The organism is Humiphilus diazotrophicus (genome assembly GCF_059726315.1).
Genome location: NZ_AP040870.1, coordinates 2,825,365 through 2,849,494, shown reverse-complemented (window position 1 = coordinate 2,849,494; position 24,130 = coordinate 2,825,365). Strand labels below are relative to the sequence as shown.

The window sequence follows — 24,130 nt, the reverse complement described above, 5'->3', positions numbered from 1 at the left end:
ATTCTGTGACAAGCGCCAGTTGTAGGAACTTCAGGTTAATTCTGATTTATGAATAATCCAGGCTAGATCAGTTCTACTCCCCAGAGATCGTGCAGGTGCAAGATGCCTTCAACACGATTGTTCCTATCGATCACCACGAGGGACGTGATTTTTTTGCTTTCCATGATGCTCAGGGCGCGAGTGGCCAGTTCGTTGGCTCCAATAGCCTTCGGTGTAGCATTCATTCGGTTCACTGGCGGTTCCTTGAATGGCACGTGAACCTTCGCGTTCCATCAATCGCCGTAAGTCTCCATTTCCGATGATGCGAAGCTCAAATGTGAACCTTTGACTGCCTGGGCAGCGATACATGCAATCCTTGCTTGGTTGCTTGGAGGGTGGCGAAATAAAGTTTCTAGCTACCCATAGTTTAGTTACCCGATAACGTGGTACATTCCATCGCGAAGAGTGTTTCTGCTTTTGTGCTCTGTCAGCTAGTCCGGCCCACGGTTCCCAAGGAAGATAACGAAAATAACAAAGCTGTTAGGTCTGACCTTAGTCTCATAGAGATTCATTGTGCTTGGATAGGTATCTGGATTTATGCAAGCTCTGAGCTCTCTAGGGCGGACCAAGAGATGGAGTTGCTACTGTGTCTATATTCTGCCAATACTTCCCTTCTAGTCTTGCCTGCGGGCGAAAGTACAGCTTGTCGGTTATCGCTCTTTCCCTGTTGATGATCGTATCTATAGCAGAATCTGCGAGTGCCGCAAAAACGGAAACCACCACCACATTGAATGTATCTTCATCGCATATATCCCGTGGAGATTCGATTGTTCTTTCCGCTGCAGTCAAGTCAAGCACCGGTCCTGCTATCAATCCTGGATTGGTTCTATTTTGTGAAGCCAGCGCCGCGCACTGCCTTGACGATGCAGTTCTGGGCAGCGCTCAGCTCCTTAGCGACGGGACAGCAAGTATTAAGGTAAGGCCCAGCGTAGGGAAGCATCGAATCTATGCCTTGTTTCAAGGCACGCAGTCTTATGCTTCAAGCCGGTCCTGGTTGAGGGAGTTGCATGTTCATGGAAAGTTTGAGACTTCTACTCTGCTCGATTCGTTAGGTGGATCTGGTGGAAAGTTTGTGATGACAGCCTCAGTTACACAAGCGCCAAGGGGGCTCACAAAACCGCCGCTTTCTGGAGCCGTCGTCCTGAATGGTCCTGGGCGAGACGCCCCTCCTCGAATCGCTTCCCTAGGGAAACCGACATTTGGCTTCAAAACTTCGATACAGGACGAAACACTTTTCAACTACGTTCCAAGCAGCATTGTTCCTGCAGATTTCAATAAAGATGGTTTTACGGATCTTGCTGTTTTGGGCTCGGGAAGTGTTGAAGTATTACTAGGGGATCCGGCTCACCCTGGTGAATTCCTTCCAAGCAATTTTTATGCCGTGCCGAACATCGGTTCGCAAATGACCGCAGGGGATTTTGATGGAGACGGAGTTTTGGATCTGGCAGTGTCCACCAGTGGGGGTGTGCAGATTCTGCTTGGGAATCGTGCCAGTCCTGGACAATTTCAGTTAGGCGGATCCTATGCCTCTCCTACCACCGTGCAGGATATAAACTATCTAGCCGTCGGAGATTTTAATAACGACGGTCTACCAGACCTTGTTTCGATAGGTGGCCGGTCTGGAATCTTTGGTTTGGCGAACGTTCTGTTGAATGATGCGGCCCATCCGGGAGAGTTTCTACCCGTAGTTTCCTATCCCGTGGGAGTCCGAGCCGGGCATATCGTGGTAGCAGATTTCAATGGGGATGGTTTTGCTGACATTGCTGTTGCCTGCTCCTCGAATGCCTCAGCTCCCGCGCAAGGCATTCATGACGGTACGGTATCGATACTGATTGGAGACGGGTTGCATCCTGGGAAGTTCCTGGCTGCGGTGAACTATCCCTCGGGATATTCAACGGACAGCATTGCTGTGGGAGATTTCAATAAAGACGGCCTTCCAGATATTGCCGTGGGAAATTTAGGGCGGCAGAACATCGGGATTCTTTTGAATGACGCGACTCATCCTGGACAATTTCCGACCCTGTCCCTTTCCTTTTTGGAGATAGATCCCTATCAGTACCACTCCGTTGTCGTTGGAGATTTCAATCAAGATGGAACCTTGGATGTTGCTGCCGGATCTTCCGAGTACTTGGGGTTAATATTCGGCGATCCAGATCATCCGGGGCAGTTTGAGAAGGAAGTCGGCGAGTGCTGTGCTGGAGTCGGCGAGGGTGACAGCCTTACCGCCCTTGTGGCTGTGAATCTGGATAGCGATGAGGCTCCGGTCTTGTTTGCCTCGCAGAATGCGGGGCTCTCGGCGATTATCACTCAGTCCTGGCATTCGCACGGAATAGAAACTGCAACTGCGACGTTTGGCAATATCACTGCTCCTGACGTGCCCACGGTCTTTTCCCGTGCCAAATATTCCGGAGCCGCGAATTATTTGTCCAGTGAGTCGTCGTGGACAAATCCGAATGCCCCCACTATCAGCGATATAACGGTAAGCAATATTACGCTTAACTCCGCAACCATTAGTTGGACTAGCAATGTAAAGTCGTACGGACTCGTGAGCTACAGGGCATATGGGGCAAGCCTCGATATGTATTCCCAGTGGCCCTCCGCCCCATCTACGAAGCACACCGTTGTTATAACGAATCTGCTCCAGGGGTCGTCCTACCTCTTTCAAGCCCGTTCGGTAGTGTTTTTCCCGGATGGCTCTCACTGGACAGCGATTTCTCCCGCAACCAGTTTTATAACGTCACAGCCCTAGCGGAGTTTTCGCGTTATTATGCCCGATCTATGTTTCTCTAAGTGCCGCTTTTGCCTAAGAAACGGCACTTAGAACCTGTTTTCCCTCAACCCGAAAGGACGGGACGAAATTTGCCGATCTCTTCGTTATTCGTAGTTCCAGTACGTTCAGTACAGTTCACTCCTCACGCCTCGACCTCGGCAAATTTCACCTCCATCGATGCCGTTCTAGAAGTGAATAACAGGCTCAAACCTGACTTCAATCGGATTGCGGTAACGCCGGAATTGCTTTAGATAAGCTCTACTCCCCACAAATCATGCAGGTGCAAGACCCCTTCCACTCGGTGGTTCGCATCGACCACTACGAGTGAAGTAATTTTCTTTTCCTCCATGATGCTCAAGGCGCGGGCTGCTAATTCATTGGGGGCTATTGTCTTGGGCTTCGAGTTCATGGTCTCGCCAGCCGTTCTTTCAATTGCCTTTGGACCTTCACGCTCAAGAAGGCGCCGCAGATCTCCGTCGCTGATGATGCCAACCAGCTTTCCGTTTTCCTGTACGGTGGTGACACCAAGCTTCTTGTTGGACATTTCATAGATCACTTCCGGCATTGGTGTCGATGGTGCAACGACAGGTATGGCGTCACCTTTTTGCATCAGGTCGCGAACATGTGCCAATCTCTTTCCGAGTTTGCCGCCGGGATGGAGTTCTGCGAAGTCTTCTGCGCTGAAGCCTTTCCGGAGAGAGACGGCAATTGCCAGAGCATCGCCCAAAGCCAGCATCGTCGTAGTCGAGGCTGTTGGCGCCAGATTCATTCCACAAGCTTCACGCTCGACCGTGCAGTCCAGCGCGACATCGCTGGCTTCAGCCAGCGTCGACTGCAGGTTGCAGCAGAGGCTGATCAAAGCATCTCCGCGCCGCTTCACCATAGCTAGCAGGCGAAGAATTTCTTCTGTTTCTCCGCTGGCGGAAAGAGCTATGACGACGTCGCCTTCCATCAGGACGCCCAAATCGCCGTGTACAGCTTCGGCGGGATGAAGGAACAGGGCCGGAGAGCCGGTAGAGCTAAGTGTGGCCGCTATCTTTTGCGCGATGATTCCGCTTTTGCCCATGCCCGTCACAATGATGCGTCCCCGGGTTTCACCGCAGTGAAGAATGAGGTCGACAGCCTGGGCAAAGGAGTTGGCCATTGGGCCGTCCAGCCGCTTGGCTAACTGCAATAGACCCTGGGCTTCTGTTCGAACCAGGTCTGCGGGGGTATAGTCTCTCTTCTCTTGCAATTGCGTTATTTCCTTCACGAGTGCCTGCGGTTTCTAATCCTAGAGCATTTTACTTTCGGGGCAGAGGAAAGGACCAAAAGCATGCGTGGCTGTATGTCTGTTTCCATCCTAAAAGTGAAATTGCCTCAAGAGGAATTGCCGATTCTCCGCAGTCCTTTAGAATTAGATCTGAGCATACGGATCCCCGACTGTGAAACGTAATCAAGTAGTCCTCCTAGCTGTTCTAGCTGCCCTGGCCATTATGTTCTGGGCGGGTTTTGCTAATTTTGAGCATCGCAAGCAGGAGCAAGAACGCCGCAAGGCAATGGAAGCCCGTCTTGTCCCCGATGCCGCAACGGCAGCAATGGAAGGTATCCCCTATACCTCACCGCTAGAGGGTAAGCCCGCACCCGCGTTCACTTTGCAAGATCTCTCCGGAAAGAAGGTTTCGCTTTCCGACTATCGCGGAAAAGCTGTAATGGTGAACTTCTGGGCGACCTGGTGCGGTCCGTGCAACATCGAGATTCCCTGGCTGATCGATTTCCGACAGAAGTATGGCTCCCAAGGATTCGAAATACTGGGTGTTTCCAGCGATCTGTTGGATCTGGATGACAAAGCCAAGCTGGCCGATGAAAAGCAGGAGATCCGTCAGTTTGTCGAAAAGAAGAAAATGAATTATCCCGTCTTGCTGAATGGGGATTCGATCAGTAAGCCCTATGGCGGCGTTGATGCTCTGCCTTCCTCTTTCTTTATCGATTCTTCGGGAGTGATTGTGTCTACGACAACCGGTCTGACATCGAAGGATGAGCTCGAGGCTAACATTCAGAAAGCGTTGAAAGGAAATCGTAAAGGATGAAACGAATGCTCCCCTCCCTGTTGGCTCTTGGGCTGACGCTGCTCTCTCCTGGATTTGTCATTGCAGGTCAGCTTCCGTTTGCGGATGCTCCAGCTCAGTCGAGTGTTCGCAAGCAGGAAGTACGATTCCTCTTTCCGCAGCAAGTGACCGTCGCCGCAAATAAGACTGCTTCCGTTGATCTTCACTTTCGAATTGAAGAGGGACTGCATATCAACTCCCATAGCCCTCGAGAAGAAGAACTTATTCCCACGAATCTGACCTTTCCGCAAATAGCGGGCGTAAAGGTCGTCGGTGTAGAGTTTCCTTCCGGATCGGACTATTCCCCACAATTCAGCCCAAACAGAAAGCTGAGTGTCTACGCTGGGGAGTTTGTTCTGAAGGTGAAGCTGGATGTGCAGCCCGGGGATCATCTGTTGCAGGGGGGATTGCGTTATCAGGCCTGCAATACGAACTCTTGCTATCCGCCGCGTACGATTCCGGTAGTGCTTGACGTTCAAGGGAAGTGAAGGCCCGTTTCTGTGATCGAAGTTCGGAAATGGGTCACTTTGTTCGAACTCCGAGGCGGTGTATTCGATTTACAAAGGCAATTCCGCCTATCCTGAGAGTGTAATGATCAGGATAGATTTGCATACGATAGCCGTCTTCACGGGAGTGGAATTCTCCGGAGTGGTAGCCGGAGCTCTGGCCGGAGCACTTGAGGCCCGGCGTAACCGCACCTACCAGTACGACCTGATCGGCGTTCTGGGACTGGCTATTATTACGGCTCTTGGCGGTGGTATCACCCGAGATGTCCTGCTTCAGAAAGGGCCTCCGCTTGCCTTCATGGACCCACGCTATTTGCTCGTAGCGCTCGGAGCTGGCTGCTTCGCCCTACTCTTCGGTGAATGGGCGCAGAGATTTGTCTCAAAAGGGATCTGGCTTGCCGATGCTGCTTCGTTGGGGTTATTCAGCGTGGCGGGAGTAAGCCGCGCACTGAACGCAGGTCTACCTATGCTTCCATCCCTGCTGCTTGGTTTGATTACGGCTGCCGGAGGGGGATCGTTGCGCGATGCTCTGATGGGGCGGACACCTCGGGTCTTCGAACGGGGTGAGCCCTATACTTTGGCGGCATTGCTTGCAGCGATTGTTTTTCTCGGTTGCGAACAGACCGGAATGGACAGGTCCTTCTCTACTGCCGCTGGAGCCTTGTCTGGATTGACGCTCAAGCTACTATCTGCCCGCTTTCAATGGAAAACCCGGGCAGTCAACTCTACTCTCGATAGCGAGTGAGCGCCGGGATTTCTCGAAGCCAAATGGAAAGAGCTATGCGGTTGTTGCATAGCTCTTTCCATTTCTGATAGTCAAAGAGTCCTTGGGGAATTAGGAAGCGATCTGCAAAGCCGGTATTGTTCTGTCTCTATGGTGATTGCAGATTGTTTGCTCTAGGCGTTTGGCTGCCAAGGTTGCGGCGGGGGCGTCTGTGGTACCTCCGGTTGGAATTGAGAGACCGGGACTACCTTCCACTGTGAAAACGCCAGGACATAAAGAATGATAAAGTTGGCCACTGGGACCAGCATTAATAGCGAAAGAAAGGGTGAAAATCCGGCCTTTTTGAAAATGAACCAGTAAGGAATCATTACCAGAAGCATCATGATCAGCATTGCAGGGATCATGAACAACAGAATCATGTGAAGCGCCTGCAATCCGGCGGCAGTTTGATCCATAACCTATCTCCTTAGGAATCTTTAGTTCTCAAAAAAATACCGGATGCTCCGTCACAGGGCAATAATAATCTGGCTTTAGTGACCTACTGGTAATCCTTCCAGCTTTGTAAGTCGTCCGACCGGATATAACCCCATTTTCTGATTGAACCAGGGCGAGCGCTCATAAAAGAAATCGAGGCGCGCGTAAGAATTAGCTGCAAACTGCGGATCGTTCGAGACTTTACGCTCGAACTCTGCCTTTAACTTGGGATCTTTCTCCATCATCTCGCGGGCGAGCTTTTCCAGTACGTAGCTCTCTCCGTATTCTTTTTCCTCGAAGATGGAATCGAAGAATCCCCAACGCATGGCAGAGTCAGGGGCCTGCGGCTCCAGCCAATGCATTGCCACTTTCGATAAGCGTTGGTTCAAGCGAACGACAAAGGAGCCAGCCGGGAAGGTAACTGTTTCGGTAACTATGCTGCAGTCTCCAAATCTCCCAGGATTTCCGGCTGAACCCTCGCCCCCGAAGATGGGGTGTCTGCCTTCAAAGGGATGTCCTTGCCAAGCCATCTGCCGGCAGCGATAAGTCTCTACACTTCCGGTCCAAGGCGAAGTTGTACGATCCATCTCTACCGAGTGGGCCTTCAGAACGTCGATTACCTGTGTCCACTGCGGCGGAACGATATAGGCCGCCGGCGGGACAGTCGAAGCACTGACTTTCATGCCTGTTTGCAGCGGCAGGGAGACATCCCATGGCTCGTGAGAGTAGCGAACCCACATGGTTCCGGACACCGCACTCAGCTCCCGTGTGTACTTATAGCCTCGGAAGAGGAAAGGAGTGGTTTCTCCATTCCATTGCACAGCGAGTGGAAACGAGACGTTACTGAGAGGATGTGAGCCAAGGCGAGCGGCTTCTTCATCTGCCTGCCGGTTTAGGGCTACTAGCTTTTCTGCATCGCGATTAACGATTTCGAGCAGAGCACGAAGTGTCTCATAGTTGCCGGTGACGCGGGTTTTGTAATCCTTCAGCATGTGCATTTCGACAAGCAGTGCCGGACGATTCTCCAGGGTCATATACCCTGTCGAGAATCGTGGAGGATCGTCGTTGAAACCAAAGCCCTGTGCCGGATCGCTCTCGTCATTCAAGGTGATATATGTCGGGGCAGCGATATGACCTGTAGCATCGACGCGTTTTTCCAGTTCCGGCGTGACCGTATCGACAATCCACTGGGATGTAGCCGGGGGCACGGTAAGGCCATGGTCGAGCGTGAAAGTGACGTCATATTGATAATCCGCACCGTCGGTTACATGGTCGTCGACAAAGAAATCGGGAAGCCATTGATGAACTAATTTGAGAAAGGCACGGGTTTCCGGAGCATCGGCTTTCAGATAGTCACGATTCAGATTGAGATTGGTTCCGTTGGCCCTCCATCCCATCTCTTCAGGGCCGTTCTGATTGATGCGGTTATATTTCGAACGCCTTTCATGCCCGTCGGCGTTGTAGATAGGGATGAAGACAAAGACCGCTTTATCGAGTAGGGCTGCCTGCGTCTTGGTGATGACCATGTCTCGCAGGAGAGCCAGGCAACTGTCCTTGCCGTCCATTTCTCCCGCGTGAATCGAGTTCTGAACCAATAGGATGGGGCGTTTTGCCGTATGAATCGCCGCAGGGTCGAAAACTCCGTCACGCGAAGCGATGACAATGTCGAGCTCTCTGCCTTCTCCACTCTTTCCGAAGGGCTCGATCTTAACCTGGCCCGGAGCGGCAGCGGCAACGCGGCGCAGATAGGCCATGGTCTCGTCATAGGTGGGGGTAGTGCGGTAGTTGGATTGTTCTGCCGGTGTGGCCCAGCTATTAGCTTGTGCATTCACCGTGCAGGAAAGCAGCAATGCTGCGGCACTAAGTAAAAAGGTCTTGATCCACCGTGAGTGGCAGTCCATCAAAATTGGCTCCTTTGGCTGGTCGTGCAAGAAGTTGGAGTAATAGAGCATTTCTCGCCTAGATATACCCTTCCAACAGTGGTGACGTGCAGCTTTCCACCCCGGCAAGTCAACACCAGACTTGCCGGGGTGGAAAGCTGCACGATCATCCGTGGCTTCGGTGTACACCTGAACGAGGAATGCTCTAGTGGCTCGAAACAGGTAACTTATGATTCCGGTCTACACCATTTGCACAGGAACTGTTCTAGAACGACAAAAGCGGCCATCTAGAGAGATCGCGCTGTTGGTCCATTGCTGACCAACATTCTGGCTGATCGTCTTTAGTTGACCGCTTCGTAGCTGTTAGGTGATGTCTTCCGTATCGAAAGCGGGCGTAAGGGTTCCACGCTTCGGTACGCCGTGTACCTGGTTCAGGAGATCTTCCACGACGTCTTCCAGTTGCTTCTGGTTTTCGATGACGGCACTCATGCTCATCAGTGTCTCGGGGTCTTCAACCTTTTCGAGAAGAACTACCGCATGAGCTTGAGCAACATGGTCCAGGTTCAGACCTTCCGGTGTCTTGGCTTTGATACTGACCTGATCGAGCCGTACATCGAGCAACTCGGCAACATGAGCCCGCATTTCAGCAGCGACGGGAGAGATCTTCGGGGCGGCAAGAATCAGCGTGGTATCTATGTTCGCGATTTTGTAGCCGGCATTCTGAATCTCTTCCAGCGCAAGATTAAGAAAAATAGCAGAATCGGCATTTTTCCACCGGGGATCGCCGGGAGGAAAGAAATTACCGATATCTCCAGCGGCAACAGCTCCCAGCAGGGCATCTGTAATGGCATGTAACAGTACATCCCCGTCGGAATGGCCTGCGAGGCCTGCCGGATGATCCAGGGTGAGGCCCCCAATACGCAAAGGCACACCCTCTTTGAAGGCATGGGAATCCCAGCCAAAACCGATCTTCATATTCATGCATCCACCTGCCCAACCGAAGAAGGGCTACTTTCCCAACAAATTAGCTTCGAGATTTGAGGTAGAACTCAGCGAGTTGCAGATCGCCGGGCTTTGTAATCTTTAGATTAACCGCCGAGCCCGGTACAACAGCTACAGGGACCCCCGATCTCTCTACTACCGAAGCTTCATCCGTACCAACAAATCCGTCGGCTACGGCTTCGGCAAAGGCCTTGCGCAGCAGCTCACAACGGAAGCCCTGGGGGGTCTGAGCATGAACAATATACTCACGTGGAATTGTGGCTGTAATAATCGCGCCGTCTGCTGTGCGCTCGACCTGCTTAATGGTATCAACGGCAGGTAGGCCGACAATAGCTGCACCGTGCTTAATAACGGCATCGATGGTGCGCTCAATGATTGCGGGGTCGATTAGGGGGCGAACGGCGTCGTGTACCAGAACCAGATCGTCACTTACGCAGGGCAGTGCAGCCAAAGCATTAGCTACCGAGTCCTGGCGCGTATCGCCTCCTTCAACGATACGAACCTTGTCTTGATAGCCGTATTCAGCAACTTGGCTTTGCACCCGCTCGATCTCAGCCGCCCTGACGGCGACATAAATACCAGTGACGCGGGGAACCTGGGCAAAAGCCCTCAGACTGTGGATCAGAATCGGTAGTCCGTTCAGCTCGAGAAATTGCTTGGGTTGGGACGCGGCCATCCGTGTACCCAATCCAGCTGCCGGAAGAATGACAAAAACCTGCATAGAGTCAGGAGTATACAAGACTAACGGCTCCAGATCATCAATCAGTGTGCTTTCGCAGCAATTCCGGTGCAGCTGTCATCTACCATGGGGCTTAGCGACTATGCCCGAAAAATCACTTCCGTTGGATATTCGCCTGTTTCAGCCAGGCATGAGGGTCCAGTTGGCCGTCTCCGGAGGGGCCGACTCTGTAGCACTCTTGCGTTTCCTCCATTCGCAGGCAGGAGATCTGGGAATCGTCTTGTCCGTGGCTCATGTCCATCATGGAATTCGCGGTGTAGAGGCAGATGCGGATGCTGCGTTTGTTGAGTCCCTCTCCCGGCAGTTGGGGCTGGATTTTCTGTTACACCGCGCCGATGTTCCAGCTCGGGCGGCGCAGAAGCAGGAGACCCTGGAGGAAGCTGCCCGGAATGTCCGGTATGCATTTTTCCGCGAATGCATCGCTGCGGGGAAGGTCGATGCGGTGGCTACCGCCCATACTTTGAACGATCAGGCGGAGACGGTTTTGCTCAAGCTGCTGCGCGGGGCTTGGACTGAGGGTCTGGGAGGAACGCATCCGGTCGTCGATGTGCCGAGAGGACGTATTCTCCGTCCACTTCTTCAGACTTCACGAGAGGAGATTGAAGAGTATCTGCGAGGTTTGGGGCAGGATTGGCGGGAAGATAAATCCAATCGCGATCTGACCTTTACAAGGAACCGCATCCGGCATGAGCTGCTGCCCGCCCTTGTTGGGTATAACACTCAAATAGTCAGTCATTTATCGGCTCTGTCGGCCATTGCCCGCGACGAAGAGCTCTATTGGCAAAACCAACTTACCTCGCTGTTGCCCCAGATTGTGCTTCCCGGCAAACCTGTTCGTGGAGGCGGGCGCTCCGCGGGGGGAGGTTCCGTAGGGATCGCTCTGGAAGTTCAGCGGATCCGCGATCTTGAACCTGCCGTACGAAGGCGTATTTTGCGCGCTGCTGTTGCTCAAGCAGGCGGAGGCGGTCTGGACTATTTCCACACGGAAGAATTGATGACGTTGGCCTGTCAAAGCTCTTCCGGAGCCAAACTCTCTTTGCCCGGGAATCTGGTTGCGGAACGAACTCCTCGAGAACTGCGTATCTTACCGATAGATAAGGGTGATACCACCCTCCCTGAATACGAACTGCTGGTTCCTGGGGAAGTCGAGGCCCAAGCCTTTGGTCTACATTTTCGGGCAGAGGCGGCAGCCGATGGCCACAAAGCAGTAGTGAGAGTCTGGAAACCTGGCGACAGAGTAACGCTTCGCTATAGCAGGGGACCGAAAAAGGTCAAAGAGGTTTTGGAGAGAATGCGTGTTTCCGCCTCAGACCGCGTAGCCTGGCCGGTGGTGGTCTGGGAGGGTAAGGTGGTATGGATGCGGGGGGCTGAGGTAGAGCCGGAAACGGGAGTCAGGATTCTGGCGACAACCCTCGCGGCGTCAGATCTTTGAGGTTCGGAAAGCGGTTTGGTGCCGTCCCAAAAGGGTATTTGAAGCCCAAAATCCCTTCCCCTTGTTAAGGGGAGATAAAGGAATAATCGACGAATGCGGAGGAGTTTCAGGCTGTTTGCAGTAGAATCATGACTACCGGAGGGCACTATGGGTGTCGTGTCTCTGGGCGTGCCTCCGGGGAAAAAGCAAAGAGTTTGATCGGGCGCTGCGACGTGAAGCCATATTTCAGCGTCTAAGAGACGACAGCGTTATGGGTAGGAGGTTTCTTCAGCCCATGGACGCTTTCAGGAAATGAGGAATTTCTGGTGAATTCAACCGTCAAGACGATTGTCTTCTGGGTTTTCATCGTGGCATGCCTGCTGCTGCTTTGGAACGTGGTCCAGAAGAGCACCGGCATGGGCAAGGACCAGGAGATCCCCTTCTCTGCCTTCATGGAAAAGGTCCAGCAGGGACAGGTTAAGGATGTTACTGTCGCAGGCAATGAGGTGCGCGGACACCTAAAGGCGGATGAGAAGTCGCAGTTCCACACTACGGCTCCTTCGAATTTCCCTGACATGTATAAGGCTCTTGGCGATGCCAAGGTCCAATACAACATCAAGGACACGCAGGGGAACCCAATCTGGGCGATTCTCTGGCAGTTTGCTCCGATCCTTCTGATCGTAGCGATCTGGTTCTTTATGTTGCGGCAGATGCAGTCGGGTGGAAATAAAGCTCTTTCTTTTGGTAAAAGTCGGGCACGCCTGCTGTCAATGCAGCAGAAGAAAGTTACGTTTAAGGACGTAGCCGGCGTCGATGAGGCTAAGGAAGAGCTCAAAGAGATCATCGAGTTTCTTCGCGAAGCGCAAAAATTCCAAAAGCTGGGTGGTCGCATTCCCAAGGGCGTCCTGCTCGTAGGACCTCCGGGAACAGGTAAGACCCTGCTTGCGCGCGCTGTGGCCGGTGAAGCCAACGTTCCGTTCTTCTCGATTTCCGGCTCGGATTTCGTGGAAATGTTCGTTGGTGTGGGTGCCAGTCGCGTACGCGATCTCTTCGAACAGGGCAAGAAGAATGCTCCTTGCATCATCTTCATCGATGAAATTGACGCAGTCGGCCGCCATCGCGGAGCCGGACTCGGCGGTGGACACGATGAGCGCGAGCAGACTTTGAACCAGTTGCTGGTCGAGATGGATGGTTTCGAATCCAACGACGGGGTCATTCTGGTTGCCGCAACCAATCGTCCGGATGTTCTCGATCCGGCACTGTTGCGCCCCGGCCGTTTTGACCGCCGTGTAGTGGTAGGCCGTCCGGATGTTCGTGGTCGTGAAGAGGTTTTACGGGTTCACGCCAAGAAGGTTCCTTTGTCCGAGGATGTCGACCTCCGTGTTCTGGCTCGTGGCACACCGGGTTTCAGCGGCGCCGATCTGGCCAATATGGTCAACGAGGCTGCTTTAACCGCTGCTCGTTCCAATCGTAAGTCTGTCTTTATGACCGATTTCGAAACGGCCAAGGACAAGGTCCTGATGGGCGCAGAGCGCAAGTCCATGTTGCTGACCGACGAGGAGAAGAAGGTTACGGCGTATCACGAGGCTGGCCATGCTCTTGTGGCTGCACTCCGTGAACATGCCGACCCGCTTCATAAGGTCACGATTATTCCTCGCGGAATGGCACTGGGCGTCACTATGCAACTGCCTGAAGACGACAAGCATACGGTCACCAAGGATTATCTGGAGACTGAGCTTGCCATCCTGATGGGCGGACGCATTGCTGAGGAGATCTTCCTCAAGCAGATGACCACCGGAGCCGGAAATGACATCGAGCGCGCCAGCGAAATGGCTCGCAAGATGGTCTGCGAGTACGGTATGAGCCGTCTTGGGCCTCTGACCTTCGGTAAGAAGGAAGAGCAGATCTTCCTCGGACGCGAAATCGCACAACACCGCGACTTCTCCGAAGAAACTGCCCGCCAGATCGACTCCGAAGTGAAGGGACTGATCGACCAGGCCTATGGTTCGGCTTACGAGATCTTGAATGGACATCAGGATGTCATGCACCGTATGGCGGCAGCCTTACTGGAGCGTGAGACTTTGGATGCCAATGAGATCCGGATGATCATCGAGGGCAAGGATCTGCCTCCTTTGAAGCCGACGAACGGGAACGGTTCCCCGAACGGTGACGTGCAGGAAGTCCTTAAACCGGATCCCAACCGGAGCCCCGGTTTTAGCGAAGGACAGCCTTCTCCTGCCTAAGCAAGAAGGTTAATCAAGAATAAGAAGGGCGGCTCTGACTGGAGCCGCCCTTCTTATTTTTCCTGCAGAGTATGAAACTTTGTCTGAATACAGGGCAAATAGATGTTTTCCTCAGCCTTCCTCAGGCTTCTTTCTTTGAGTCTTTTGTTAGCTGCCGCGTAGAATAAGAACAATATGCGGCATCGATGGATACCAGCTAGAAAGTGGGGCATTTTGTCTGCCGCGCTGGCGATTATTTCTCTCTCTGGCTGTGGTTACCATACTGTCGGATCGGCAACGCACCTTCCCTCCTCGGTCCATACCCTGGCCGTGCCGATATTCAAGAACAATACACAGAGCTTCCACGCGGAAGTGGTGATGACACAAGCGGTGGTGCGTGAGTTTACCAGCCGCACTCCTTTGAACGTCGTCCCGAAGGACGATCCGGGGGCAGATGCCGTAGTGAAGGGAACGATCTTGAATACACAGGTTGGTCCGTTGACGTACAACTCTACGACCGGTCAGTCTTCGAGCTTTCTTGTAACCATTACTGCTTCCGTAAAGGTTATGGACAAGAACCATCGCGTATTGTTTGAAAATCCGAACTATATTTTCCGCCAGCAGTACCAGTCCACTTCCGATCAGGCGAGCTTTCTCCAGGAAGATCCCGCAGCGGTGGCCCGCTTGTCACGGGACTTCGCTCACACGCTGGTTGGCGATGTCTTGGAGTCTTTCTGAAATGATGTCACCCGGTAGGAGCAATCAGTGAGCGCACAACGCTGGGGGGCGGGATTCGCCTCGACCGAACGGTTTATCTCCGAGATTCAGGCGTCGCAAAAGGACCCTTCATCCCTGCGTGCCGGTTGGGTGCTGGTCGGTGACGAAATTTTTCTATATGAGCGCTGCCGTAAGGCTGTACTAGAGGCGTTTGTTCCAGTCGAGCAGCGGGAGTTCTGCCTTTCCGATCTGGATCTGGCTGAGATCAGCATTTTCGATGTATTGGACCGGGCCCAGACCCCGTCCTTGATGGCTCCTTTTCAGGTCTTGTTTGTCCGGAATCTGAAGCAGCTCTATACACGCGGAGCCAAAAAAGAGGAATTTGCGGCCATTGACCGCTACTTCCGCTCACCCAATCCTCAGGCACTGATTCTGTTTATCGCCGACCATATCCGCATTCCCTCCGATCAGAGGAAGATGGATTACGAGGATAAGAATCGCTACGAACGTATCCGCGAGACCTTAGGCGAGTGGTGCGGAATGGTTGAGTTAGCTCGCGTGGATGAGGGAGATGCACTGTATTGGCTAACCTCCCAGGCAGAGAAGCACCAGATCAAGATCGAACCCGATGCCGGACGGGAACTGGTCGATGCGCTTGGGGCTGACATGATGTTTGTCGCCAGCGAATTTGAGAAGCTTGCTCTCTATGTTGGCGAGAAGAAGCGAATCACACTTGGCGATGTCGAGACCATGGTCCTTTCTGCCAAGCAGCGTTCTCTTTATGAACTTACCGATGCGATTAGTTCCAAGGACAAGGCTCGTGCTCTGGAATTACTGCACGGTTTGCTGAATGCCTCTGACGATGGTGCCGACTCAGGAATCGGGCATCTGTACATGCTGGCGCGAACCTTCCGCCAGATGCTTGTCATTCTTGAGAAGAATGTGCGGGACTCCCGGGCTATCTGGCAGGCTTTATGGCAAGGCTTCCGCATGCCTCCCTTTGCCGCCGAGGATCTGATTCGTCAGGCACGCCGCTACAAGAGCCGACGTGAACTAACACGTGCTTTGAGATTGATTGCCAAAGCAGATCTTGAGCTTCGCTCGTCGCCTCCGGACAAGAGACTTGTTCTGGAACGGCTGGTGCTGGATCTGGCAAGCGAACCGAATGCTCATCATTTTGCAGGCGGCGTCCAATATGCCATCGAGCTTTGATTCGATGGCATATCTCTCAGCTGATTTCTAAACGACTCCACGCTCGCGCAGATAACTCGAATAGCGATTATCCGTATTCAGGATATGTCCGGTTAACCATTCCTGTAGAAAACGAAGCATGGGGAGTCCGATTGTCTCTTCGCCTTTGCTTAGCCGCGCTGCAAATTCTTTGACCTGTGAGGTCAATTTCCGATGCTCTTCCTGGTGAGCTGCTAATTCCGGATAGTTGTGTCTGGCTAACAGTCCTTCTTCCAGGGAGAAGTGCTCCAGTGTGTATTGAATGAGGCGGTGGAGGATTCCCTCAATCTTTTTGTTCTCTACACGTGCCATAACCGCGTCGTGCAGTTCGTTGAGGATGTCCATAAGCATCCTATGCTGATCGTCAATGCTCTTTACCTTGACGCTATAAATGTCCTTCCAGGTGACTAAAGCCATGTACTCTCCGTCGTTGTACTTTAGCCAAGGACTGTCCTGAATTCGGTGATTTGGATTACAGAAGTAATGAGAAGAGGCCTCAGGGCTGCTCTAACTCTGGCGTACTTTGCATGTCAATGGAAAGGGGCACGCGTTACACCTTCGGCATCGGGTCTTCTTGCTACTCCAGTATGTTTTCCGGCTGCTGTTGTCTACGTGTGGTCAACAGCACGGCGGCTGTAAGGATGAGAGCTCCGCCAGCACCGGCGTATGGTCCCAGCCTTTCTCCCAGCAATTTCACTCCGAGCAGCGACCCCAATGCTGGCTCAAGATTGAGAAAGACTCCCGCACGGGAAGCGGGAACATGATGAATTCCCCAATTCCATAACAGAGTGGTTGTTGCAGTGCAGAGCACCCCGCTCGAGATGAGTGCCAGCCAGACCTTGAGGCTGATTCCGTGGACCGGAGGTGGTCCGCTGAGGAGAAAGACAGCGATTGCCAGCATGATGGTTCCGCTCAAAAGCCCATACGTAGTGACGATCATCGGAGAATGCACTTGCATCAGGTGTTTGTTGAGCAGAATCCAGCCGAGGGCAATCATGAGAGAAAAAACGATCAGAAGGTCGCCAGCGAGCGAGGAGCCGTTTCTGCTGCCACCATCGTGATGGCCTCCCAGGACAATCAATGCCGCTCCTATGGTGGAACCGATCAAGGCAAGCCAGCCGATAAAGTCGAGACGTTCTCCGACAAATACTGTTGCTCCCGCTGCCAGAATGACCGGCATCGTTCCTACCATTAATGCCGCATGGCTCACGGTCGTCATCGAGAGGCCGTGGAACTGTATCAGGAACTGCAACGGAATCCCCAGGAAGGTGGCAGTAAGTAGAATCCGCCAATCCTTTGCAGAAAAACGCACCCGATGAGGGGCAAATTGTGCCCTATGCCAGCAAATCATAGGAACGAGGCTCAGGCTGGCAAAAACAAAGCGATAGAGAACCATATGGTTGACGGCAACTTCCGTCAACGCGATCTTGCCGAAGAAGAATCCTGTGCCCCATAGGCAGCCGGCTAGTGCGCAGGCTGCATAGCCAAAAAAGGTACTGTGGCTTTTAACAAACGGAGACATATCTCCAATTTCGCACACGGGAGGTACTTGTGTACGTATTTTGCCTCACTGAATGAAATGCTTTCTGTATAGGTGGGACGAAATAACTCTACTTTTCCCGGCTTGAATGAGAGATGTAACTTCTCCTCAATACTCAAACGCTATCGGATGGCCTGTATTCATTGAGGAATGCCAGAGGAGGCGTGAAAGGAAGTGCTTTGTGAGTCTCCCCACGATTTGAGATAAACCGTGGGGAGATAGGTGAGAGGCTTTGTTACCAAACGCGACACTGTTTGACAGGTGCCATGGGTTGTCCTTGTTTGCAGCCGAAGGCGGTAGCAAACTCAGGGAAGTTAACAACTACTCCATTGGCACGAACTGGAGCTGGCGAGTGTGGATCTGTGCGAGCCAGCACCTGGAGCAGTTCCGGACGCATATTGGCGCACCAGTTCTGAGCCCAGCCGATAAAGAATGTTTGCATCGGCGTAAATCCGTCGTTCTTCTTCTGCAGGTCGAGCTGCTTTTGCGTTGCATCGGCGAGGAAGGCCATTAATGCAAGACGCAATCCGCCGTTATCTGCAGTGTTTTCGCCCAAAGTCAATTTGCCATTGACCTTGATGTCTCCTGTTGCCGTGAAGGATGAGTACTCTTCTACGAGGCAGTCGGTACGCTGTTCGTACTTCTTGGCATCTTCTTCTGTCCACCAGTCGGTGAGATTGCCATGTCCATCGAACTTTCTTCCCTCGTCATCGAAACCATGTGTGAGCTCATGCCCCACAACGGAGCCGATGTGCCCGAAATTCGTGGCCTGCGTGGCGGAATTGTCATAGAAAGGAGGCTGAAGAATTCCAGCAGGGAAGTTGATATCGTTCATGCTCGGGTCGTAATAAGCATTCACGGTTGGCGGAGTCATTGCCCACTCGCCACGGTTCACCGGCTTACCGATCTTGTTCATATCGTATTCGAAAGCGAAGACGCGGGAACGCAGCGAATTGCCTAATGCATCTCCCTGCTTGACTTCCAAGGCGGAGTAATCGCGCCATTTGTTCGGATAGCCGATCTTGTCTGCAATCAAATGCAGCTTTTCTTTTGCCTTGACCTTAGTGTCTGCGCTCATCCAGTCGAGATGATCGATATCGGTTCCCATCTGAGTCTCGATGTCACGGACCATCTGCGAGGTTTGTGCCTTCTTCTCAGGGGAGAAGTACTTCTCGACATACAACTGTCCGAGAGCCTCGCCTAGAGCGCCATCGGTAGCCGTAGAGCAGCGCTTCCAGCGTGCCTGTTGCTCCGGAGTTCCGGTGAGCTTCTTCCTGTAGAAGTCAAAGTTCTCGTCATCGAAGGCCTTAGGCAGCCGCGAAGCGAAGGAGTCAGTCAGGCGGACTCTCAGATAGTTCTTGATCGTTTCGATATCGGTGTTGCTCAGTACAGGGCTGAGTCCCTTGAAGAAGTCGGGAGTCAGGATGTTGGCATCGGTGATCGGCGGTGCTCCCACCTGCTGAAGGAAGAGCTTGTAATCAATGGCAGGCGAGTTCTCGCTCAGGCTGGCAATTGTCATCATGTGATAAATCTTGAGCGGATCGCGACGATCGACAACACCCATGGAAACCTTGGCCATCTCGGTTTCCATTTGCATGATGGCGTCAGCTGCCTTCTGTGCCTGGTCGGCTGACTGTCCTAGCAGTACAAGAACCTTGGCGACATGCTGAACGTATTGCTTGTGAATCTCCTGGCTACGGGGATCGGTGCGGAAGTAATAATCTTTTTCCGGCAGGCCGAGTCCGCCCTGATCGAAGTACGCAATCTGCTTGGTAGCGTCCTTAAAATCCTGCTGCTCGCCGAAGTCCATAAAGGCATCGACCTGGATCTTCTTCAGATGCGCTAATTCCGGAGTGAGATCGCTCTTGTTCTTGAGGGCGGCGATGCGGTCCAGCTCAGGCTGTAACGGCTTGAGTCCGGCCTTCTCAATTCCTGCGGTGTCCATGCAGCTCTGATAGTAATCACCGATCTTCTGTTCGAGAGGACTGCGGCTGGTGCCGGCCTTGGCGGCTTGCTCCAGAATGTTATGCGTATTCTGCTGATTGACGGCGTGCAGATTCTGGAACTGATTGAAAGCCGGCAAATCATTTGGAATCGGATGCTGTTTGGCGAAATTGCCGCAGGCGAACTGATAGAAATCCGCACAGGGATCTGCTGCGGTATTCATCACGCTCTTATCGAATCCGGGCAGATAGTTGTATGGGGTTTCTCCCTGCTGTGCGACCGCTTTGGGCAGGGAGGTTGCACCGAGGGCGCAGGCCGCAAGGCCAATGGCCAATAAATGCTTCACGAAAACTGCCTCCATAAATTTAAACCATGTTGTTCCTGGAGCGGATACAAACTCGGGTTACGCGAGACGGCGTCAATGTATCCGGTACGCAATTCTAGACTGATCGACGGACACCCTGACGTTCGTTTCGCCAGAAAATCATTCTCCTTAGGTATATATCCAGGACAGTCCGAATAATCGGACGATTTCAGGGACGTATCGTTAGGAGGAACTGCAATACTAGAGAGATAACGCAAATTCCGACGCAAAAGTTCAATGCCGTAACTGCCTAGTAGTCGCCTAAATCTTTGAAATTCCGGATTTCTCGTCTGTATATTCGGGGCAGTTGAGGCAAATCGGCCGTAGCAAAGAAGGTTCTAATCTCATGGAGGAAGTCCAGAGAATGCCACGTTGCATGCGGAAGGCCCGGAAGTGGCTGGCTGTATTGCCGATGCTCTTGGTTTGCATCGAGACGGCTATAGCCTTGCAGCGGGAAGGGCTCCAATCTCGCGATCAGGTGCCGTCGGAAGGCTCCCAACCGCCCGTTCATCGCGTTCCTGTCGGTAATCTGGGCTTTCTGCCTCCAGGGGAAATCTATGCTCTGATGCGTACGTCCTATGCGACTTTGGACTTCATGGATCCGGAACACCTGCTGTTTACCTTCCACAGGACCCAGCTTCTCCCCCGCCTGATGGACAGTACCCCGAAAGATGACGACCAGATGATTCATGCCGTGGTCGTCGAGATTGCCAGCGGTAAGGTGCTTTCCGAAGCCGATTGGAGAATGCGAGACCGCGGGCGCTACCTTTGGCCTTTAGGAGACGGTCGTTTTCTTGTGCGAATTCGAAGCCGCCTTTATCTGATTGACCAGTCCCTGAAACTCAGACCCTATCTGGACTTTCCCGGAGAAATTAAGTCCATCCAGGTTGGCTTGAGCGGGCATTTTCTCTTGGTGGAGAGTCAGGAAAGCAGGATCAATCTCAATATCGGCGGACTCCCAGGAGCTTCGGAACCGAACAACCAAGATCAAGCTCCGGATCAGACAAGAGGGCAACTGAATGGGGCCGATCCCGAGTCAAGTGGTGCCGGTTACGTCTTGCGAATTATACGGACCGATATCAAGAAACAGGTGGCTGTGGCCCATATGCAGAGCCTGCCCTATATACCGTTAATGAAGGACAGTTATGTCTACATTCTTCGCGGTAAGAGCGGACAATGGCTTCTCGGCCTTCGGAAATTGCAGACCGGAGAGAAAACCGAAATTGGGAGTATCGAGTCCACCTGCATGCCGGCTGTGCGTCCATTAAGCGATCAAATCCTGATGGCGGTTGCCTGTTCGGGATCTTCTTCAGATCACATCGGTATAGGCCTCTCTCTTGATGGCAAGCATCTTTGGGAGCGGCGATGGAGCGGACGCAGGATTTGGCCCTCTTTTGCGTCTAGTCAAGACGGCAGCAGATTTGTTTACGAAACTATGCTGATGGATCACGAGATCTCGACGATGGCGGCTGCCGATCCCGAGAGTGTGATGGGGCAGATCGTAGAGGTCTATGACACCGCGACCGGCCGCTTGCAGTTAATTGCTCCTGCGAATCCTATCCTGGATGCCGGGCAGAACTTTGCTCTTACTTCGGATGGCAGACGTCTTGCTGTGCTGAATAACAATGCCATCGAGATCTTTGACCTTCCTCTGGCAGATGCGTCGTCCGGCACTGTTCCTAAAGGGAAATAAGAATTCGCTGACTATATAACTTCTAAGCGGATAAACCTGTCATCCCTCCTCCGCAATTTTGTCCAAGATTGTTCTGCCAGAGCTCTCTAATCTGGACTCTATGGATAGATGCGATATGGATCTTTCAGGCAAGATCTGCCTCATTACTGGTGCGAGTTCAGGATTGGGGCTGGAAACCAGCCGGGCTTTGGTTGCACGAAATGCCAGAGTGATTATGCTTTGCCGCAATCCTTTAAAAGGAGAAGCGGCAATTGCAGGGATTCGCCGTGTTTATCCGGATGCCCAAATTGACTTATTGCTTTGCGACTTGGCATCGTTTGCTTCGGTTCGTAGTTGCCTGGAGAAGATCCACAGAACCTACTCCAAGCTGGATATGCTTATCAATAATGCGGCTGTTCTTCAATCGAAAGAGACTTTCACTGCAGACGGCTTATCGACGATGTTGCAAACAAATTATTTATCGCCGTTCCTCTTTAATACGGAACTGATGAAGTTACTTAGTAAGAGCGACAATGCCACCATTATCAACATCGCCCTTCCCTCCGCTAAGCTTCGGCTTAAGTTGGAAGATATCCAGGATGAGACCCGTGGATGTGGGTTGAATACATTCTTTCGAATCAAACTCCTCCTTCTTTTTCACGCGCTCGAACTTTCCGGGAGAGATGAATACAAGGCAATAAGGGTTCTGGCAATGGATCCCGGGCCAGGAATGTTCAAATCCGACTTGGGGCGTAATTCTCCGTGGTGGCTGCGTATGGCCACCAAGATAGTTGCCAAGTCTCCTCGACGTGCTGCCGAGAATATTGCTCTTGCAGTAGCTAAAACCAAACTCCCTTCCGGCTCGGTCATAGCCGGAAGACGGCGGGCAAAGATATCCGATTACTGGGAAGATCGGTCGATTGCTGAGAAGCTTCGTCTTCAGACGATTTCACTGCTGGAGCGCAGTGGCTGGGCTTGAGCGGGGATCGGGACGAAGAGTGCCAAAGCATCGACGATATTGGGCGGGAGGTACTCCCAAGAATCGGCAAAAATATCTTGTGAAATGGCTTTGATCATAAAAGCCGAGGCTGTGGGCAGTAGTGGCTATTCCATCTCCGGCCCTTAGTCTGCGTTTTGCCTCATTCATCTTTAGATTGAGTTGAAAGGCATGCGGAGTCATTCCACTGTGTGCAGCAAAATAACGAATCAGTTGGAAATGATTCATCTGCGCCTTCTCAGCGAGCTTTTTGAGATTGATATTTTCCTCTACTCTTTCTCGCATGAAATCGACTAGAGAACGAAATAGCTTCGAGGCGGAGCCGCTAATACGAGTAATTCCCGGTATTGGTTCTTGAGGCATTTTCGGTATGTATTGCAGGAAAGAAAGCAATATCTCTTCCGAATATGTATCGATCCCCATGAGTCGCTCAACCTCTCCGGAGAGTATGTTCATATGGTCTGCTGTTATGCGGGTCAGACTGTCCAAATTCCAATAACTATTCCAGACAGGATCATCCTGTAGGGCGAGAACTCTTTGATGCTCAAGGAGCAGGCAAAAGCTTTTCGTGCATGCCGAAAAACAAGGAGTGCAAGGTATTGCAATGGATGGTGGAACGATATAAAGAAGTCCTGCCGGTCTTTTTCGATCGGTAGAGCTTAGGTTCTCTGTAGATTCTTGTACCAGGAGAAGTGCGAGTTCATCTTGAAAACGGACTGGAATCGAGTGCCGATTATCGATGAGGGGTCCATGCTTGTGGCTGCGAATTACAAGACCAAGTTGAGGACTTATCGTGCTAAGCAACATGGCCTTAGTTCTCGCCGATCTTTTTTCTTCCGATCGCAAGATTAGCTGCCATCGGCACTGCTTGAGGTCCGCGGCCCCACTTCGAGATCAAGCGTTCGGATATCTGCGATGAGATCTGCTGCCAGCGGTCTGCTCCAACATGTTCGCGAACAATATGAACGGGTGGCGTGCTCTGTGCAAGTGTAGCCCACAAGGTTTCTGCTGAGAGTACTTCAAACGTATGTACAACCTCGTGGACGGAAACATTGGAAAAGCCTGCAGCAAGCATCTCTCTGCGGCAGTCGTCGGATTCGGTCAAGGGAGCATTCTTTGTGCCAAAGGGAAGTCTGGCAAGAATGGAGCCCAAAATCTCGTAGATATCGGCGAACAGCGGAATTCTCCGCATAGGAACCCAGGTCGAAATAGCTGCAGTGCCATTGGGCTTCACTATTCGGAAAAGTTCTCGAAGTCCCTTGGCCGGATCGGCGAAGAGCATAAGCCCAAACATGGAGAAGGCTGCATCGACGGAAGTGTCGGGAAAGGGAAGCATCATGCCATCTCCGACAAGTGCATCGATGCCTGAGATCTGTTGCCGTTCACATTCTTGCTGAAGTTCCGAAATCATTGCTGGAGAGAAATCGACTGCGAATACATGTGCACCTCTCTGTGCGGCAGATATGGCAAGGGCTCCAGGTCCACAAGCCACATCGGCAATGATCATGCCCGGTTGCAAAGATGAGAGACGCAGAGCATCTTCAGCATACTTTGCAAAATGAGGTGCAATCCCACGTGAGTATTTGTCTGCAACCAGGTTCCAGAGGCGAGGTTCTGTGAGGAGGTTCTCTTGCTGCTGCACGCCGGGAAGTATACCAAAGCCTTGTCTGGATCCTGATCCTCAAAGCAAAAGCATTTGAGGACCTACTAAATCCAAAACCGTGCCCTTCCCTCGGTTTTAGTAACTTACAAATGTCCGATCGAAGATCGGCTGAGTGTCGCTTTCTTTGGCGGAAAGCGGCACTCGTGGCT

The 24,130-nt window shown here is 52.4% G+C and carries 22 protein-coding genes; 11 read left to right on the top strand and 11 right to left on the bottom strand.

All coding sequences use genetic code 11. The features are described 5' to 3' along the window. Positions 1-62 precede the first annotated feature (62 nt). A complete protein-coding gene (locus AC6I7T_RS12400; protein ID WP_497793761.1) occupies positions 63-254 on the bottom strand; it encodes a CBS domain-containing protein in 192 nt (63 codons plus the stop codon). A 371-nt stretch (positions 255-625) separates the two neighbouring features. Between AC6I7T_RS12400 and AC6I7T_RS12395 the strand changes: the two genes are divergently transcribed. Both AC6I7T_RS12395 and AC6I7T_RS12390 read left to right on the top strand, forming a co-directional pair. Further along, positions 626-2,788: an FG-GAP-like repeat-containing protein gene (locus AC6I7T_RS12395; protein ID WP_497793760.1), complete on the top strand. Its 2,163-nt coding sequence runs from the start codon at positions 626-628 to the stop codon at positions 2,786-2,788. A 110-nt stretch (positions 2,789-2,898) separates the two neighbouring features. After that, positions 2,899-3,060, top strand: coding sequence for a hypothetical protein (locus AC6I7T_RS12390; protein ID WP_497793759.1), 162 nt, complete (start codon positions 2,899-2,901; stop codon positions 3,058-3,060). Here AC6I7T_RS12390 and AC6I7T_RS12385 read toward each other — a convergent pair. Next, the gene (locus AC6I7T_RS12385; RefSeq protein ID WP_497793758.1) at positions 3,057-4,043 is read right to left on the bottom strand and encodes a KpsF/GutQ family sugar-phosphate isomerase; all 987 of its coding nucleotides are present in this window, start codon (positions 4,041-4,043) and stop codon (positions 3,057-3,059) included. The genes AC6I7T_RS12390 and AC6I7T_RS12385 overlap by 4 nt on opposite strands. Positions 4,044-4,233: 190 nt before the next feature. Between AC6I7T_RS12385 and AC6I7T_RS12380 the strand changes: the two genes are divergently transcribed. The 3 genes from AC6I7T_RS12380 to AC6I7T_RS12370 all read left to right on the top strand — a co-directional run bounded on the left by AC6I7T_RS12380 (position 4,234) and on the right by AC6I7T_RS12370 (position 6,147). Continuing rightward, positions 4,234-4,878, top strand: coding sequence for a TlpA family protein disulfide reductase (locus AC6I7T_RS12380; RefSeq protein ID WP_497793757.1), 645 nt, complete (start codon positions 4,234-4,236; stop codon positions 4,876-4,878). After that, on the top strand, positions 4,875-5,384 hold the full coding sequence (locus tag AC6I7T_RS12375; RefSeq protein ID WP_497793756.1) for a protein-disulfide reductase DsbD domain-containing protein: 510 nt from the start codon (positions 4,875-4,877) through the stop codon (positions 5,382-5,384). The genes AC6I7T_RS12380 and AC6I7T_RS12375 overlap by 4 nt, the downstream gene beginning before the upstream one ends. 103 nt (positions 5,385-5,487) lie before the next feature. Beyond that, positions 5,488-6,147, top strand: a complete 660-nt coding sequence (locus AC6I7T_RS12370; RefSeq protein ID WP_497793755.1) for a trimeric intracellular cation channel family protein — start codon at positions 5,488-5,490, stop codon at positions 6,145-6,147. Between the two features lie 152 nt (positions 6,148-6,299). On the opposite strand, the gene AC6I7T_RS12365 is transcribed toward AC6I7T_RS12370, so the two are convergent. From AC6I7T_RS12365 to ispD, 4 genes are all read right to left on the bottom strand, one after another. Next, the gene (locus tag AC6I7T_RS12365; RefSeq protein ID WP_497793754.1) at positions 6,300-6,581 is read right to left on the bottom strand and encodes a hypothetical protein; all 282 of its coding nucleotides are present in this window, start codon (positions 6,579-6,581) and stop codon (positions 6,300-6,302) included. 75 nt (positions 6,582-6,656) lie between these two features. Then, positions 6,657-8,501: a M14 family metallopeptidase gene (locus tag AC6I7T_RS12360; RefSeq protein WP_497793753.1), complete on the bottom strand. Its 1,845-nt coding sequence runs from the start codon at positions 8,499-8,501 to the stop codon at positions 6,657-6,659. A gap of 342 nt (positions 8,502-8,843) precedes the next feature. Next, the gene (gene ispF / locus AC6I7T_RS12355) at positions 8,844-9,461 is read right to left on the bottom strand and encodes a 2-C-methyl-D-erythritol 2,4-cyclodiphosphate synthase (protein ID WP_497793752.1); all 618 of its coding nucleotides are present in this window, start codon (positions 9,459-9,461) and stop codon (positions 8,844-8,846) included. A gap of 43 nt (positions 9,462-9,504) precedes the next feature. After that, positions 9,505-10,203: a 2-C-methyl-D-erythritol 4-phosphate cytidylyltransferase gene (ispD, locus tag AC6I7T_RS12350; RefSeq protein WP_497794599.1), complete on the bottom strand. Its 699-nt coding sequence runs from the start codon at positions 10,201-10,203 to the stop codon at positions 9,505-9,507. A gap of 100 nt (positions 10,204-10,303) precedes the next feature. Here ispD and tilS point away from each other — a divergent pair, with 100 nt between their 5' ends. From tilS to holA, 4 genes are all read left to right on the top strand, one after another. Beyond that, the gene (gene tilS, locus AC6I7T_RS12345; protein ID WP_497793751.1) at positions 10,304-11,653 is read left to right on the top strand and encodes a tRNA lysidine(34) synthetase TilS; all 1,350 of its coding nucleotides are present in this window, start codon (positions 10,304-10,306) and stop codon (positions 11,651-11,653) included. 305 nt (positions 11,654-11,958) lie between these two features. Then, positions 11,959-13,875 carry an ATP-dependent zinc metalloprotease FtsH gene (gene ftsH, locus AC6I7T_RS12340; protein ID WP_497793750.1) on the top strand — a complete coding sequence of 639 codons (1,917 nt, stop codon included), beginning with the start codon at positions 11,959-11,961 and terminating at the stop codon, positions 13,873-13,875. A gap of 174 nt (positions 13,876-14,049) precedes the next feature. Further along, positions 14,050-14,592 (top strand): LPS assembly lipoprotein LptE, encoded by a 543-nt coding sequence (gene lptE / locus AC6I7T_RS12335; RefSeq protein ID WP_497793749.1) that lies wholly within the window; start codon positions 14,050-14,052, stop codon positions 14,590-14,592. Positions 14,593-14,619: 27 nt separating this feature from the next. Then, positions 14,620-15,783: a DNA polymerase III subunit delta gene (gene holA, locus AC6I7T_RS12330; RefSeq protein ID WP_497793748.1), complete on the top strand. Its 1,164-nt coding sequence runs from the start codon at positions 14,620-14,622 to the stop codon at positions 15,781-15,783. Positions 15,784-15,810: 27 nt separating this feature from the next. Here holA and AC6I7T_RS12325 read toward each other — a convergent pair whose 3' ends face one another. The 3 genes from AC6I7T_RS12325 to AC6I7T_RS12315 all read right to left on the bottom strand — a co-directional run bounded on the left by AC6I7T_RS12325 (position 15,811) and on the right by AC6I7T_RS12315 (position 19,631). Next, a complete protein-coding gene (locus tag AC6I7T_RS12325) occupies positions 15,811-16,218 on the bottom strand; it encodes a bacteriohemerythrin (RefSeq protein WP_497793746.1) in 408 nt (135 codons plus the stop codon). A 160-nt stretch (positions 16,219-16,378) separates the two neighbouring features. Then, the gene (locus AC6I7T_RS12320; protein WP_497793745.1) at positions 16,379-17,323 is read right to left on the bottom strand and encodes a DMT family transporter; all 945 of its coding nucleotides are present in this window, start codon (positions 17,321-17,323) and stop codon (positions 16,379-16,381) included. 253 nt (positions 17,324-17,576) lie between these two features. Beyond that, on the bottom strand, positions 17,577-19,631 hold the full coding sequence (locus AC6I7T_RS12315) for a M13 family metallopeptidase (RefSeq protein ID WP_497793743.1): 2,055 nt from the start codon (positions 19,629-19,631) through the stop codon (positions 17,577-17,579). Between the two features lie 382 nt (positions 19,632-20,013). Here AC6I7T_RS12315 and AC6I7T_RS12310 point away from each other — a divergent pair, with 382 nt between their 5' ends. Further along, positions 20,014-21,342, top strand: a complete 1,329-nt coding sequence (locus AC6I7T_RS12310) for a hypothetical protein (protein ID WP_497793742.1) — start codon at positions 20,014-20,016, stop codon at positions 21,340-21,342. A gap of 115 nt (positions 21,343-21,457) precedes the next feature. After that, entirely contained in the window at positions 21,458-22,300 is an 843-nt protein-coding gene (locus tag AC6I7T_RS12305) for an SDR family NAD(P)-dependent oxidoreductase (RefSeq protein ID WP_497793741.1), read from the top strand. On the opposite strand, the gene AC6I7T_RS12300 is transcribed toward AC6I7T_RS12305, so the two are convergent. After that, positions 22,271-22,774: a helix-turn-helix domain-containing protein gene (locus AC6I7T_RS12300; RefSeq protein WP_497793740.1), complete on the bottom strand. Its 504-nt coding sequence runs from the start codon at positions 22,772-22,774 to the stop codon at positions 22,271-22,273. The two genes, AC6I7T_RS12305 and AC6I7T_RS12300, sit on opposite strands and share 30 nt — an antisense overlap. 355 nt (positions 22,775-23,129) lie before the next feature. Then, positions 23,130-23,960 carry a class I SAM-dependent methyltransferase gene (locus AC6I7T_RS12295; RefSeq protein ID WP_497793739.1) on the bottom strand — a complete coding sequence of 277 codons (831 nt, stop codon included), beginning with the start codon at positions 23,958-23,960 and terminating at the stop codon, positions 23,130-23,132. Positions 23,961-24,130: the final 170 nt, after the last annotated feature.